The organism is Streptomyces sp. NPDC045967 (assembly GCF_056430495.1).
On the sequence record NZ_JBWKLE010000009.1, the window covers coordinates 47,247 to 60,923 of the forward strand.

14 protein-coding genes and 1 pseudogene are annotated in these 13,677 nt (G+C 69.4%); 5 read left to right on the forward strand and 10 right to left on the reverse strand.

The window, feature by feature from the left end; translation table 11 throughout:
* Positions 1-63 precede the first annotated feature (63 nt).
* From AC07FY_RS19245 to AC07FY_RS19255, 3 genes are read left to right on the forward strand one after another with little or no spacing between them, the layout of a single operon-like run.
* Complete coding sequence (locus tag AC07FY_RS19245) at positions 64-1,014, forward strand: alpha/beta fold hydrolase (RefSeq protein ID WP_479007707.1); 951 nt, start codon at positions 64-66, stop codon at positions 1,012-1,014.
* Between the two features lie 59 nt (positions 1,015-1,073).
* Complete coding sequence (locus tag AC07FY_RS19250; RefSeq protein WP_479007708.1) at positions 1,074-1,271, forward strand: hypothetical protein; 198 nt, start codon at positions 1,074-1,076, stop codon at positions 1,269-1,271.
* Between the two features lie 22 nt (positions 1,272-1,293).
* Positions 1,294-1,632 carry a hypothetical protein gene (locus AC07FY_RS19255; protein ID WP_479007710.1) on the forward strand — a complete coding sequence of 113 codons (339 nt, stop codon included), beginning with the start codon at positions 1,294-1,296 and terminating at the stop codon, positions 1,630-1,632.
* On the opposite strand, the gene AC07FY_RS19260 is transcribed toward AC07FY_RS19255, so the two are convergent.
* The 4 genes from AC07FY_RS19260 to AC07FY_RS19275 form a co-directional block, all read right to left on the reverse strand.
* The gene (locus AC07FY_RS19260) at positions 1,584-1,892 is read right to left on the reverse strand and encodes a cold-shock protein (RefSeq protein WP_479007712.1); all 309 of its coding nucleotides are present in this window, start codon (positions 1,890-1,892) and stop codon (positions 1,584-1,586) included. The two genes, AC07FY_RS19255 and AC07FY_RS19260, sit on opposite strands and share 49 nt — an antisense overlap.
* A gap of 482 nt (positions 1,893-2,374) precedes the next feature.
* A complete protein-coding gene (locus AC07FY_RS19265; protein WP_479007714.1) occupies positions 2,375-2,671 on the reverse strand; it encodes a hypothetical protein in 297 nt (98 codons plus the stop codon).
* Positions 2,672-3,476: 805 nt separating this feature from the next.
* The gene (locus AC07FY_RS19270; RefSeq protein WP_479007716.1) at positions 3,477-4,025 is read right to left on the reverse strand and encodes a hypothetical protein; all 549 of its coding nucleotides are present in this window, start codon (positions 4,023-4,025) and stop codon (positions 3,477-3,479) included.
* A gap of 2,472 nt (positions 4,026-6,497) precedes the next feature.
* Positions 6,498-6,722 (reverse strand): hypothetical protein, encoded by a 225-nt coding sequence (locus tag AC07FY_RS19275; protein ID WP_479007718.1) that lies wholly within the window; start codon positions 6,720-6,722, stop codon positions 6,498-6,500.
* Between the two features lie 359 nt (positions 6,723-7,081).
* Between AC07FY_RS19275 and AC07FY_RS19280 the strand changes: the two genes are divergently transcribed.
* Complete coding sequence (locus AC07FY_RS19280) at positions 7,082-7,357, forward strand: early set domain-containing protein (protein WP_479007720.1); 276 nt, start codon at positions 7,082-7,084, stop codon at positions 7,355-7,357.
* Positions 7,358-7,436: 79 nt separating this feature from the next.
* Positions 7,437-7,523 (forward strand): annotated as a pseudogene (locus tag AC07FY_RS19285) (four-helix bundle copper-binding protein); the annotation flags it as partial.
* A gap of 64 nt (positions 7,524-7,587) precedes the next feature.
* Here the strand turns inward: AC07FY_RS19285 and AC07FY_RS19290 are convergent.
* The 6 genes from AC07FY_RS19290 to AC07FY_RS19315 all read right to left on the reverse strand — a co-directional run bounded on the left by AC07FY_RS19290 (position 7,588) and on the right by AC07FY_RS19315 (position 13,640).
* Positions 7,588-7,848, reverse strand: coding sequence for a hypothetical protein (locus AC07FY_RS19290; protein WP_479007721.1), 261 nt, complete (start codon positions 7,846-7,848; stop codon positions 7,588-7,590).
* A 170-nt stretch (positions 7,849-8,018) separates the two neighbouring features.
* Entirely contained in the window at positions 8,019-8,420 is a 402-nt protein-coding gene (locus tag AC07FY_RS19295; RefSeq protein WP_479008001.1) for an SDR family NAD(P)-dependent oxidoreductase, read from the reverse strand.
* Positions 8,421-9,057: 637 nt separating this feature from the next.
* Entirely contained in the window at positions 9,058-10,761 is a 1,704-nt protein-coding gene (locus tag AC07FY_RS19300) for an alkaline phosphatase D family protein (RefSeq protein WP_479007722.1), read from the reverse strand.
* Positions 10,749-11,069, reverse strand: coding sequence for a hypothetical protein (locus AC07FY_RS19305; RefSeq protein WP_479007723.1), 321 nt, complete (start codon positions 11,067-11,069; stop codon positions 10,749-10,751). Before AC07FY_RS19305 ends, AC07FY_RS19300 begins: the two co-directional genes overlap by 13 nt.
* A 383-nt stretch (positions 11,070-11,452) precedes the next feature.
* Positions 11,453-12,571, reverse strand: coding sequence for a fatty acid desaturase family protein (locus AC07FY_RS19310; RefSeq protein ID WP_479007725.1), 1,119 nt, complete (start codon positions 12,569-12,571; stop codon positions 11,453-11,455).
* A gap of 7 nt (positions 12,572-12,578) precedes the next feature.
* Entirely contained in the window at positions 12,579-13,640 is a 1,062-nt protein-coding gene (locus AC07FY_RS19315; protein ID WP_479007727.1) for a ferredoxin reductase, read from the reverse strand.
* Positions 13,641-13,677: the final 37 nt, after the last annotated feature.

Genomic DNA, 13,677 nt, shown 5'->3' on the forward strand with positions numbered 1-13,677 from the left:
ACCGCCGTATCAACACCATGGTACGGTCGTATCACGAAGAACGGATCTTCCCGGAGGTGCCCCGTGCCCGAGAACACGACCCGAGTACGCCGCGACATCGGCCGCTACGTGAGCGACGAGCTGCGCGACCGCTACTTCGCCACCTGCGACGTCCTCTACGCGAAGGGAGCGCCCGTCCGTTCCGAGACGGACGTCGAGACGAGCTTCGGCACCACCCACGTCTACCGCTACGGCCCCGCCGACCCGGCAGCCGAGTCACGCACGCCCGTGGTCCTGATACACGGTTCGGGCGGCTGCTCCGCGCAGTGGTACCCCAACACCCGCGCGCTGAGCGCCGAACGCCCCGTCTACGCCCTCGACACTCCCGGTGACCCCGGCCGCAGCGTCCAGCGCGAGCCCATGTGGCAGCCCGATCGCGCGGCGCAGTGGATGGACGAGGCCCTCGACGCGCTGGGCCTCGACAAGGTCCACCTCGTCGGCTCCTCGTACGGCGGCTGGCTCGTCATCAACCAGGTCCACCGCCGCCCCGGGCGGCTCGCCTCGGTCACCGCCCTCGACCCGGGCGGCCTGGAGAAGGTCGGCCTGCGCTTCTTCGTATGGATCTTCGCCAGCCTCTTCGCCACCTATGCCCCCAAGGCGTGGCGCCCCCGCCTCGCCGCATGGCTGGAACAGCCGGTGATCATCGTTCCCGAGCTGCGTACGTGGATCCAGGCCGGCGTCAAGGCCTTCAGGATCCGCCGCCCCGCGCCGCTGCCGCTGTCGGACGCGGAACTGGGCTCCATCCGTACGCCGTTCTACCTGATCATGGGCAAGCGCAGCCTGCTCGTACACCCCAAGCGGCAGCTGGAACGCGTACCGCGCCTGATCGCCGGTGCTCGCGCCGAGATCATCGCCGCGACCGGCCACGGACCCCAGATCGACCACCCCGACCTGGTCAACGCCCGGATGCTGAGCTTCATGGAGGACATCGACTCCCTCGATCCGGCGGCGGCACGGCGCGCCACGGACGTGTAGCCGCGAGGGCCGCAGACGCGGACTGTCCAAGAGCGCACACCAGGAGTTCGACGGCCACCGTGCGCTTCCGCGAGCGCCGGGGGATGTCCGGCGGGCGGCCTCCGGTCTTCGACCGTGAGGACTGCAAGGCCCGGCGTGCGGTCGAGTGCGGCATCAACCGGCTGAAGCGGAAGCGGGCGATGGCCACCCGGTTCGACAAGCTCGCGGTCCGCTACGACGCGACTGTGCTCATCGCCGCGATCAACGAATGGCTGTGACCTGCCGGAAGTGCAGGTCCGCATGCCATTCTGGCCGCGATCAAGCCAGCGGTTGAGGGAGGACCTCAACGACTCGGACAACGCCTTCGTCGTCATCCAGCCCGATGAAGTCGACCCGGCCTGGTTCACGCCCGTCGCGGTGCTGGACGAAGGCGGCTACGAGGTGGTCCGCCGCGACACCAGCCGCCGTGAACACGACGTCGTCACCGAGACCGTCATCAACCGGATCGCCCGCGACCTCACCATCTGGATGGCCGCCCGCAGCTTTCTCAGACGGCCCACCCAGCACGCCAGCAACGTCTCAAACGTGCCTCAGCGGTGGAGAACCTCTGGCAGGGGTGACATCGCCGGCAAGGGATAGAACATCCCCGCGTGCAGGGTCACCGTCCTCGGCCGGTTCGCATGCTGGGCTTCGCTGCGGGCCGCACGGTGGATGTTGTCGGCGCGTAATCCCGCAGCATCCAGGGTGATGTCGAAGATGATCTCCTCGCCAGGAAGCAGACTGCGCTTCCTCCCGTGGATGGCCGAGGCTTCCGCTTGAACGTCAGGTCCTGCCCCCTGGCTGATGAGGCCGATACCCCGGTGAGGGTCGAACCACTTCACGACACCGCAGGGCGACACGCTTTCTCCATTCAGCTCTGCTCGGATCCGGAAGTCGACACTGTCCGCCCGCTCGCCACCGGCGGGAAGGGCGTGCGCAGGGGCGTGAAGCAGCGTGCCCCCGTGTGACTGCAGCCGCCAGGCGCGTGCGGCGAGCGGCGCGCCGTAGCAGCGTGCTTTCGGCAACGGGCCGGGCGGGGGGATCGTCCGACGACGGCGCGGGGAGGCTTACGGATCCTGGCCGGCCAATGCGCTCCAGGTGGGACGGGGCAAGTCGAGCGCGTGGTGCGGTCAGGGCGGGCTCACTGGGCCGGTGGCCAGGGCTTGGCACGGGCCAGTGGACCCTCGTGCACGACATCGCGGGCGCCGCGCGAAGCCGGAGCAGCCCCCCGACCGAGCCGATGGCCGGCCTGCTCCAGGAACTCCGCGGGCGCCATGACTTGCCCCGCGGGGAGAGACGCGGCCTCGTCTTTTTTGAAACCCCGCGGCGGCTCAAGGGCGTGCTACGACGCCTTCTGCGGCTGCTCCACCTTCCGGGCATCGCACCGTTGGTGCTGCAGGGTATCGGCACCCGCGGCGATGACCTTGGCGAGCCGGTTGGCCAAGGCCGCGTTGCATCCTCCGAGGCGGACGAAACCGTGGCCGGCCACCGGCCCGTCGTTGCTCAGGGAGGGAAGGCACAGGCCTGCGCGTGCGAGCGCCGCTTGAAGGTTGGCGACGGCATCTTCGCCGGCTTGGTAGGCGGCGTCCTGGTGCCGCTTGTACTGCATTCGTTCGGCGTGGGTCATCTCGTACACCATGTTGCTGATCTTTCGTGGTTGACGCGGATGTGAGGCGCCGGAGCGCGTTGTGCATTCGGTTCAGCGAGTCATGCCCATGTGCTGGGTGCGCCAGCCATTCGCGTACGAGGCTCGTGGCCGCCGCGACGCTGATCACCTCAGCCGCAGTAGCCAGAGCCCACGGCCCCCGGCTACAGGGCAAGGCATGACCACGGCCCATGGCGTTGCTCGCACATGCTCCAGCGATCAGGGCCAGGGCGTGCGGTGATGCTCAGGTGCGGTCCGGCCCGCCTGGGGGCGCGCCCGGGCTTGGCCAGCGCCGACAGGGCCGGTAGACCGTCAGGCTGAGTCTGCGCACGGCCCGTGACCATCGGTAGCGATCTTCGTTTCAAAGGTGCAGGCGAACACCCTTTTGACGTGCGGGAAGGACCGGAATGACCAGGGAGTTAGCTGCTGCTACCGCCTCTGCTCTTCGCGGTAGCAGCCCACGGGAGGTCCGAGCCTCTTCTGCCGCCGACCGGCAGTGCCGTCTCCGCCGCGCCCCTCAGCTGGTACTCGCGCTCCCACCACCGGAGCGCTCGCCGGTGGCATCACTGCCAACCGGCCAGACCGTACCCGCGGTACGCAGTTGTGCCCTGTTCCCCTGCGGAAACTCACCGGACCTTGCCGATCGGGTAGCCGGAGAACACCGCCTCGCTTGCGTGACATCGCTCGTCGTTCCCATGGGACCGTGCCCCACGCGTCCCCTGGTTGCAGGAGCCCATGGTCCGAGTCGGCGACCGTGACATCGACTGGCACTGCCTCAGGCGTACGACCGTTATGTGCCTCACCCGAATCTCTGACCACGGGACGGAGGGCGGAACTCCACGTTGGTGTCTTCCGCGGGGTAGCCGGCAGGGACACTGCTCGCGCTGCGTCTGGCTGCGGTCGGCTGCCCGAGCGGAGAGGACGTCGGGTTCCGGTGTCGCGGAGCTGCTTGGCGAGGCGGTCGCGTGAGGGTGATTTGACGCACCAGCTGTTGGAAGCAGGCCAGCGCCGCGACGGCCGGGAGAGCGGAAACCGCCCCGGCGGCGATCGTTCTGGGTGCCTGGGCTACGCACAGAAGGGTGGCCAGGCTGGAGAACAACAGGACGATCGACCAGGAGTGAAGCGCGCGGCGCTGGTGCAAGGCCGATCTGAGGATGGACAGGGAGGCGACCATCCAGGGGCCGTAGATCAGCAGGGGCCACCAGGCGACTACATCACGTGCCGTGTGGGGTGCGGCACTGTTGCGCAGGGCGTCGCAGATGGCCACCCCACTGAGGATGCTCACCACGGCCGCGATGGCGCCGACCAGCACCGCGGTGAGCAGACTGCCCGTCTGCAACAGGGTCATCACCTGGGACCTCGACTTGATCCGGCGGTGCCCGCCGGAGGACGGACTCGGCGGACATCCGGCAGGGACGTGGTTCAGCCCCGTGACCCACCCGCTGGTGGCCGCCGTCTCACCGACGCCGTCGGCGCCGACTCGGGCGAAGGGCTCCGGCTGCCCGGTCGCAGCGCTTTCCTGGAGAAGGACGGCGAGTTCCTCCACCGGATCCCACGACGGATGGGCTCCGCCGGGCCCGCCGATTGGTTGCCCGGAGGAGGGGCGCTGCACTGACTCTGGAACGCTCCGGAACGCGGAAGTCTCCGGCAGGGGGTGGATACCGTGGACGTCCGGGTACCCGTACGGCTCATACATGGGAGCTGCCACCCGGGCACCCGCTGATGGCCGTGGCAGACGCTGCCGTGCTCTCCGACCGCTCAGCGAACTCCATTTGGATCAAGCTCATCGCATGGAGGAAGTCCTCAAAAATCGTAGAGGAGTACAGAAGATCGACTTCGAGATCTTCCTGCCCCAGTGTTGCGGTCCCGTTCTCACCCCAGCCGGTGGAGGGCGGAGTGAACATCCACTTCCCGATCCGGGTGGCCCCGGAGTGAATGTTCCCTCTCTGTCCGTCTCCCTCCGCGGTCCTGCGGACGGAGACGGGGCGCTTTGCTGTTGTCATATTCCATAAACGCTCTCCATGCGGTTCTGGATGTGTGCCATCCGGGTGATGGTGGTCGACGACTGAGCGTTGACGCCGAGCTATCGGTTGCCGAACCAACCAAAGATCAATAGCCGCGCCATTTCTCCTACACGCCGCGATGCCGAAGTTGATGGCTGCGGCCAAAGACGATCAGCGCGTCGCACACCTGACCCCGCCTCCACCCCGCCCCGGCCGAGCGGCCACCCACATGCTCCGATGTGACCACCCTGCGGCGTGCCGTACATCCGCGGAGCCGGAGCTCGACCATGCCGCCACCTCTTGCCGCCGGCTGTCATCCCCTGCGCACCCCGCAGCGCAGAGACCATCGCCGACTCCGCCGGCTTCGCTCTGCTCAGCTACTGACTGATCATCGGTCAATAGATCGAGATGCCGAATTGGGCATTGCTGCGCATGGCTGAATCGAAGGGGAGAGCGCAACTCTGCATATGCCTTTGCGTTATGCCGGGAGTTGCCAGGGTCCCGACCCTGCGCACCCTTGACCCTCGGCCTTCGAAAGGACCAGCTGTGGGAGGCATCCTCCTGTGGATCGTGCTCATTTCTGCCGCGGTAGGCACAAGTTGCACCGCACTGGCGTCGTCCGGGACCGGCCGGCTGTGGCCTGTGGACGCCCTCGAACTGAGGCGCCGCCGACGCTTCACGTACGTCCTGTCCTGCCACGTGGACGCCGTCCGCCTGTCCCGTCCGCCGGCCTCGGCGCCCGCACTGACCGGGGAGGAGCTCGTCAGCGTCTCTCCTCGTTCAGGTGCGGAGTCGTTGTGAGCCCCGGGGCGCTTCAGACGCCTCGCCGGCCCCGCTCCGCCTCCCGCGATGATGGCGTTGCGCGGTTCCCAGAACACCCATGGGGCTCCGCAAGCAGCGCGCATCCGGGGTGGCGAGGCGCGCGGGGTCCGGAGGAGACAGCGAAGGCGGCCTTGAGCAAGCGCCTTGCCGTCGGCGGTTGCACCGCTTCACGAACCGTTACCCGATGAGCCCGGAATTGGCAGGCTGCTGCACCGTCCAAGCACGCCAGACAAGAAAGGGCGGTTGATATCACCCAAAAACCCCGGCAATCCATTCTGGACATATCCGTGTACCGTAAAACCCCGGCAATCCGGACACCGAGGAAGAAATACAAAACCCCCGGCAGTCTGTGCATCATCCGTTTCTGGCTGCTGAACGCGGCGTAGTGAAGTGGGGGTGGAGGGGAGGCCACGCGCGGGCAGGCGAAGCAACGTCTCGGGAGCCCGAGCCGGGGCGTCAACGCCAGGTGAGACCGTCAGGGCCCCGCTGCCGCGGCCGGGTGACCCCCGGTCAGCCCGTCGCGTTCGCCCCGAGGCCAAGGGGCGGCGGGGGAGCGGTGTACCTCGGGTCCCTCGGGTGCTGGGCGGGCACTGGGGGCCGGCGCGGCGGCGAGGCGGGTCGTCCGGCACTCGGAAGGGACCTACGACGTTGCGGGCTGACCTGCCCGCCGGCCCTGAAACCCTCGGCACGACCAGGCAGGCCGCCGCGGTCGGACGGCTTTGTGACCGTGTGTCCGAGGCTGCACCAGCAACCCGAGACCGCCGCTTGCACGGTGGCCTTCATGCTGTCCTGCGAAGCTCCGGACTGAGCAATGGTCAGCGGAGCGGGGGTAGCGCAGGCCGTTCGGACGCGGTGCTGGGACCGGGGCCGGTTCGGCGGCGAGGCGGGCAGTCGCAGGTGCAGCAGGGCGCGGGCCGGTGCCCAAGGCGCGACGTTCGTTCACCGCCCATGCGTCCGGCATCCGGAGAACAGGCGCACGACCCCGATCCCGAGCTTCAGGCCGTCGGGAGCGGCCCGGCCGTGGTGATGGGCTGGGCGAGGCGTAGGCCGAGGCGCAAGCGCATCTCACCCGCGGCCGTACGTACCTCTTCGTTGCGGGTCTCTTCTTCGAGGGCGCCGAGCAGCATCATGACCGCCCTGGCTTCGTCGCCGGTGAGAAGCTTCAGCCGGGTGTCGGTGACGGCGTCCAGGAGCACGCCGAGGAAGTCTTCGTCATCCATGTCCATGCTGACGACAACGCCGTACCGCGGCCACCGGTCACCGCCGCAACGACCGACGGCGAGCCGGTACCCGGGGGTCGGATGCGCCCTCCAGGCCCATCGCTGCGGAACGCGTTGTCAGTGGCCATCCGGTGCCGACCGTCGAAAGGAGGCGCGGGCGGGGACGGGGGTGGTGGAACAGCCGGGACGGGTCTTCCGTTCTGTGCCGCAGTGGCCGTGCTGCCGACAGCCGGGCTCCGGTGCGGCGGCGTAGTCATCCCCACCGAGTGGGTGAAGTCTGGGTGTGCCCGCGGCCATGTCCCTCACATCTCGCTGGCTCTGTCAGATGGTAGGACGACCTTCGACTTCAGGGAGCCCGCATGCTCGAACTCAGGAAGTTCAAGGACCGTACGGAGGTCACCTTCGTCCTGGACGCCGTCGAACCGCCCGGCCCGGTCAGCGTCGTCGGTGACTTCAACAACTGGCAGCCTTGCTTCGACACTCTCTTCCCTCGCGACGATGGCATGCGCGCGGTCACCGTCACCTTGCCCCCCAACAGCGTCCATTCCTTCCGCTACCTTGCGGCAGAAGGCCACTGGTTCGATGACGAACGACCTGATAGCCACGACGGCCTTAACGGCGTGGTGCATACCTGACCTTGACCTGCGGGGGAGGTGATGCTGAGGCCGACGTGGTGCTGGGATGTGCCGTCTCGGATCCGTTCTCGAGGGCCGCGCCGACATGCATGAGCACTGCCGCATCTGCGCCGAAGCCTGCCGCTCCTGCCAGCAAGCCTGCAACGAACTCCTTGGCGCCCTCGGCTGGCGGGCCCGGGGCGAGTTGGGCCGCGGGATCTGCCGGCGCTGCCGGTGGCGCCCGTAGCGGGTCACCTCGCGCGGCTTGAACACCGGTACGGCCGCGGCCGTACCGGCTTGAACACCGGCACGGCCGCGGCCGTGAGCAGCACCGGCAGTGCCGCTGTCGTGTCCGCGGCCGGCTGGGCGCGCATGCCCTCCATCTCACCGCGCGTGGGAGCCGCCCCGGCGTCCGCGTCCGCGAGGTGTCCGACCGGCTGCACATGGACCAGCAGCGAACCGTCGTGACCGGCCAGCCGGCGAGGCACCACAGCCCCGCTGATCGAGGCCACGGGTTGGGTCCCGGTTGGCCGCTCCGGCAGCGTCGAGTTCGAACGGGCGCTACTCGAGCGCGGGCGCCTTGGCGGACGCGTTCGCGTCGTCGAGGGTGGCGGACGGAGCGGGTGCGGTCGGTGCCGTTGCGAGAAGACCGAACAGACCCCGAGCCTGCTCGGCCAGACCATCAGACAGGTACGGCACCGATCAAGCCGCCGTCAATGGCGAGATCCTGGCCGTTGACGTAGTTCGCGTCGGCCGAGGCGGGAAATGCCACGGCCGCGGCGACCTCTTCTGGGCGCCCGAAGCGGCCGGCGGCGATCTGCCCGGAGATCGCCGTTGCCTCCGTTTTTGTCAGCGAGTCTGCGGGGTACATCGGGGTGTCGATGTAGCCGGGGCTGACGGAGTTGACGCGGATGCCGCACGGGGCGAGTGAGGCGGCGAGGGTTCGGGCCAGGTTGTCCACGGTGGCCTTTGTCGCCGAGTAGCGGGTCAGGACGCTGTTGCCCCGGTGGAGGGCCCAGGAGGCGTTGATGACGATGGAGCCTCCGTCCGCCAGCAGCGGCAGTGCTTGACAGCCTCGACCAATGCGTCCACCGCGCCGCGCCGAGGTCGGCGGCGTCGGCCACGATCCCCGAGGCGTGGGGGGCCGAGCTCCTCGACGGTGTCGTCCACTCGTATGCGGGTGCGGCCGGTGACGATGACGTGGGCGCCTTCGGCGATGGGGCGGTGTGCGGTCGCCAGCCCCATGCCGCTGGTGCCGCCGGTGAAGCGATTCATGCCGGTGCGCCCGTCAGGGTGTGAGTGAGGTGGTCGCTGAGGCGGGGCAGCCAGTCGGGCGGCGTGATACCCAGGAGGTGGTCGCCGTGAGGAGCGCAGGGCCCGCACGGGCAGCGCCTGGGTGACCTGTCGCCGGCGGCCCGACCAGTGCAGCAGCGCGATCGCTCCTTCCACGCACGCGGATGGGTGGGACAGCCGGAACAGTGGGATCGGTTGGGTGACGTCGTTGCGGTTGCGCCACCGCTCAGAGCCACGCGTCCGGGCCCCGGCCGCGGCGCTGCACCAGCTCGCGGCGACGACGCCCGGGGATACATTGCGCGGGGCCACCGGCACCCATGCGAGCACGGTCAAGAACGCACACCACCGGGGCCGACACGGCCGACGTCTCGTGCGGCAATCGCCCCGAACGGACGGGCAGACCGTGCGCCATCCTTCGAGGGGCGCGATCAGCGGCGGCCACTTCCATCCGTCAGACTGCGATCGAGGACGCCGACGAGCCGCGCTCCCGCGCGGTCGGTCCCGCGGCGCCCCCGCTTGGCACCGGCGGAGGCCATCTCCAGCCGCAGCCGCGCCGTACGTCCGCGCAGGGTCAGCGTCATGAACTGGTTGCCGAACCACGGACCCCCGGTGCGTTCCCACCGGATCGCCGGTCTCGCGACCCGTCCGTGGCGGGCCAGGAGGTGTCCGATCCCGTTGGCGAACCGGCTCCAGCCGAAACGGAATCCGGCCCGCATGGCTGCGGGCACCGAGTTGTGCAGCGGTGAGCAGGTGAGCTGGAAGACACGGGAGCGCGGCTGCTGTCCGGTGGCCCAGGCGGGCTCCGCCACATATGCGTGGTGTACGTCCCCGGAGAGCACGCACACCGTCGCCGGGGCGGTATCGGTCCTCCCCACTTCGGCGACCGTCTCCGTCAGCCTTTCGAACGACGTGGTGAACGCCGCCCAATGCTCCAGGTCCGCCCGCCGGCGAAGCCACTCACCGAAGCGCGCCCAGCGCGGCCCGCGCTCGCCCCGGCAGAGCGCCGCGTGCCAGCCCTCCGCGAAGTGGACCATCGGGGGCAGCAGCCACGGGAGCGAGGTCCCGACCAGCAGGTGGTCGACGCCGCCGGGGTCGTCGAACGCCTGCGTCCGCAGCCAGGCCGCCTCCTCGGTGTCCAGCATCGTCCGGTGCTGCTCCTCCAGCACCCGCGCGGCCCGAGTGTCGACCATCAGCACCCGGGTGCGGCCGAAGTCCCTGCGGTAACTCCAGCGCACCGACGCAGGATCGGCGTCGGCGCGTTCGGCGAACGCGCGCAGCACCTCTGTGCCGTCGTCGGCCGCCCGCACCGCCGCGTACAACTCGTCTTCGGCGAGCTCGGCGGGGGAGAGGTTCCCCAGGTGCTGGTAGACCCAGTACGACATGAGGCCGCTGGTGATCCGCTCGCGCCACCAGGGCGTTGCCCGCATTTCGGCTACCCAGGCGGCGCTGGTGTTCCAGTCGTCGATGACGTCGTGGTCGTCGAAGATCATGCAACTGGGTACGGTCGAGAGCAGCCAGCGCAGTTCGGGGTCGCCCCAGGACTCGTCGTAGAGGCGGGTGTACTCCTCGTAGTCGGCGACCTGGTCCGGCGGGGCGGCGGAGCCGGTGCCCGCGGCCCGCCGATGCCGGGCGATCCAGGCGCGGGTGTCGGCGGACGTCTCGTCCGCGTACACCTGGTCGCCGAGGAGGAGCAGAACGTCCGGACGCTCGGCCTCCGGGTCGCCGGCGAGCCGGGCGGAGAGGGTGTCGAGGACATCGGGGCCCACCGGATCGGACTCACCCGCGGCAGGCGCCGCCCACCGGCACGAGCCGAAGGCGACCACCGCGCCCGTCGCCGGGACCGGCGGCGTGTGGATGGTGCTGGGCGGCTGGGACGAGTCCGCGAGGGGCCACACCCGCTCGCCGTCGAGCAGCACCTCGTACGGTGTGGCGGACCCGGGGGCGAGTCCGGTCACGACCACGAGCGCGTAGTGGTGACCCGCGACGCGGAACGTGGGAGCCGAACCACCGGCGCCGCCCGGGCAGCGGACCTCCGCCGTGCACGCCCGGTCGGTTTCGACCCACACCGTCGCGCTCGTGCCCGACTCCCAGTCCACGTGTCGCAGGAGCGGGCCCAACCTCAGACCGGCCATCGCGAGTCCCCTTCCGGTTTTCCGCTCGGTACGGAACCGCCGCTTCGTACAGTACTGAACGGCGGCGGAAGGGGCACCGTTTCGCTGCCCGGCCGCCCCGCGTCGGACGGGAGCAGCAGGTCGGCAGCGGCGCACGCGCCTGCACCCGTCCCGCCGCCCGTCATCTGGCCCGCGCCGCCGCGGCAGGTTCTCGGTGAAGCCGTGGCCAGCGGTGTCCCGAACCACTGCACCGGAATCATCCCGGCGGGCAGGACAGGGGTGGCGTGATGCAGGCCAAGGAAGGCGCCGATGTCGCGGACGTCGGTCACGTGCGTCCTCCGGTCGGACACGAGGGCCTCCTTGGTCGGCGGAGACATCGCAAGCCCCACCAACATCCTCGCGTACCTGCCGGGGACACTCGTTTTGGTCCTGGTTGGCCCGGAAGCGCTTCATCCGTGCCTGCCGGCAGGTCCCCGGTACCTCGGGTTCTCGGTCAGCTGACGCGTGATGCTGATCGATCAGTGCCCCTCGCGGTGGTGGTCGCGTGGGCGCCGGACGGATGCCTGTGCTGCTCCTGGCCGGATGCCGAGCGTGAGATCGCGCAACGCATACCCGTCACCCCGTTGCGGGTCTCCCGGTGACGGTCGGGATACGGGGCCCCGCGGCGCCCGGCGCGGGGTCGAGCGGCAGGGGCGCCAGGCAGGCCGGGACATCAGGCCGCGACGAGCTCCCGCTCGCGGTCCGGCGTTTTGACCTTGGGCTTCTTGTTCGGCAGCGAAAGCCGGAAGACCTTGCGCCACGCGGAGAACACCTGCTTGGGCAGCGGCCCGGTGACGTACTCCAGCTCGTACTTCTCGAACAGCGCGCGCACCTTCACCGCGACCTCGGCGTAGCGGTTGCTCGGCAGGTCCGGGAACAGGTGGTGCTCGATCTGGTGCGACAGGTTGCCGGTCATGAAGTGCATGGCCTTGCTGCCGCTGATGTTCGCCGAGCCCATCATCTGGCGCAGGTACCACTGGCCGCGCGTCTCGCCCTTGATCGACCGGCGCTCGAAGACCTGTACGCCCTCGGGGAAGTGCCCGCACATGATCACCGAGTGGGTCCAGATGTTGCGGACCAGGTTCGCGGTGAACGTGGCGGCGAGCGTGGGGAGGAACGACGGGCCCGACAGCAGCGGGTGGATCACGTAGTCCTTGAGCACCTGCTTGCGGATCTTGCGGGCCACGGCCTTGGCCCGCGCGCGGAACTCCGGGTTCTTGCGGCGGCGCTTGTTCAGGTTCTTGCCGAGCTCCAGGTCGTAGGCTGCGATGCCGTACTCGAAGAAGCAGGCGTTGATGAAGTTCCACAGCGGCTGGCCGAGGTGGAACGGGTGCCACTTCTGGTCCTCGTCGACGCGCATGATGCCGTAGCCGAGGTCGTTGTCCTTGCCGATCACATTGGTGTACGTGTGGTGCAGCTCGTTGTGCGAGTGCTTCCACTGGTCGGCCGGCGAGACGTGATCCCATTCCCAGGTAGTGGAGTGGATCTTCGGGTCCCGCATCCAGTCCCACTGGCCGTGCAGGATGTTGTGGCCGATCTCCATGTTGTCCATGATCTTCGCCACGGACAGCCCGGCGGTGCCGAGCAGCCACGCGGGCGGGAAGATCGAGAACAGCAGCACGCCCCGGCTGACCAGCTCGAGCTTGCGCTGCGCCGAGATGACCTTACGGATGTAGGCGGCGTCTTCCGCGCCGCGGCCGGCGATCACCTCGTCGCGGATCGCGTCCAGCTCGCGGCCGAGCTCCTCGATCTGCTCCGCGGTCAGGTGGGCGGTGGGGTCGATGGCGGTCAAGGTGCTCCTACCGTTCGATGTCGCAGGGGCCCGCGGCGGCGGACACGCAGGTCTGGATGAGGACGCCCGGCTCGGCCTCGGTGATCTCACCGGTGCGCAGGTCGCGGACGGCGCCCGCCTTGAGCGGTGTGACGCAGCCGAAGCAGATGCCCATGCGGCACCCGGAGGGCATGAGCACGCCGGCCTCCTCGCCGATGTCCAGCAACGGCGTGGCACCGTCCGCGGCGACGGTCCTGCCCGTGGCGCTGAAGGTGACCTCGCCGCCGCCGCCGTCGCCGGGGACGACGATGCCGGGGCGGAAGCGTTCGGTGTGCAGGCGCTCTCGTACGCCGTGCTCGGTCCAATGCTCTTCGGCGGCGTCGAGCAGCCCCGCGGGCCCGCAGGCCCAGGTCTCGCGCTCGGCCCAGTCGGGCACGAGTTCGCCGAGACGGGCGATGTCGAGCATGCCGTCCGTGTCGGTGTGCACCTCGGTGAGCCGCAGCTTCTCGTCCGCGACCAGGTCGTGCAGTTCGTCGCGGAAGATCACGTCGTGCGGCTGTGGCGCGCAGTGGACCATGACGGCGTCGTCGATCTCAGTGTCGCGCAGCATGCCCATGACGGGCGTGATGCCGCTGCCTGCCGTCAGGTAGAGCACCTTGGCGGGCTTGGCCTGCGGCAGCACGAAGTCACCGGTCGGCTGGTCGAGCTGGATCAGCGTGCCCGGTTTCGCCCTGCGGACCAGGTGATTGCTGACCTTGCCGTCCGGGATCGCCTTCACGGTGATCGTGACCCGGCCGTCCTGGCGGTTCGTCGGCGAGGTGAGGGAGTAGGCACGCCACAGGCGCACCCCGTCGACGTCGACCCCGATCCGCACGTACTGACCGGCTGTGTGGCCGCGCCACCCCCGTCCCGGCCTGATCACGACAGTCGCGGCGTCACCCGTCTCGGGCTGCACGGCCTCGATGCGCCCACGCAGGTCAGCACCCGCACGCAGCGGACTGACCAGGTCGAGATAGTCCGACGGCAGCAGCGGCGTCGTGACCATCTCCAGCAGTTTCCACGCCCCACTGCGAAGGGCTGCACTCGTCATGACCCCAGCTTGCTGCGCTGCCAGGGGTAAAGTCCTG

What these genes read in the sequence shown, in the direction of transcription:
- AC07FY_RS19255 (WP_479007710.1), top strand. Translation starts at nt 1,294, where the DNA reads ATGCCATTCTGGCCGCGATCAAGCCAGCGGTTGAGGGAGGACCTCAAC.
- AC07FY_RS19265 (WP_479007714.1), bottom strand. Translation starts at nt 2,671, where the DNA reads ATGGTGTACGAGATGACCCACGCCGAACGAATGCAGTACAAGCGGCAC.
- AC07FY_RS19270 (WP_479007716.1), bottom strand. Translation starts at nt 4,025, where the DNA reads ATGACCCTGTTGCAGACGGGCAGTCTGCTCACCGCGGTGCTGGTCGGC.
- AC07FY_RS19275 (WP_479007718.1), bottom strand. Translation starts at nt 6,722, where the DNA reads ATGGATGACGAAGACTTCCTCGGCGTGCTCCTGGACGCCGTCACCGAC.
- AC07FY_RS19280 (WP_479007720.1), top strand. Translation starts at nt 7,082, where the DNA reads ATGCTCGAACTCAGGAAGTTCAAGGACCGTACGGAGGTCACCTTCGTC.
- AC07FY_RS19300 (WP_479007722.1), bottom strand. Translation starts at nt 10,761, where the DNA reads ATGGCCGGTCTGAGGTTGGGCCCGCTCCTGCGACACGTGGACTGGGAG.
- AC07FY_RS19315 (WP_479007727.1), bottom strand. Translation starts at nt 13,640, where the DNA reads ATGACGAGTGCAGCCCTTCGCAGTGGGGCGTGGAAACTGCTGGAGATG.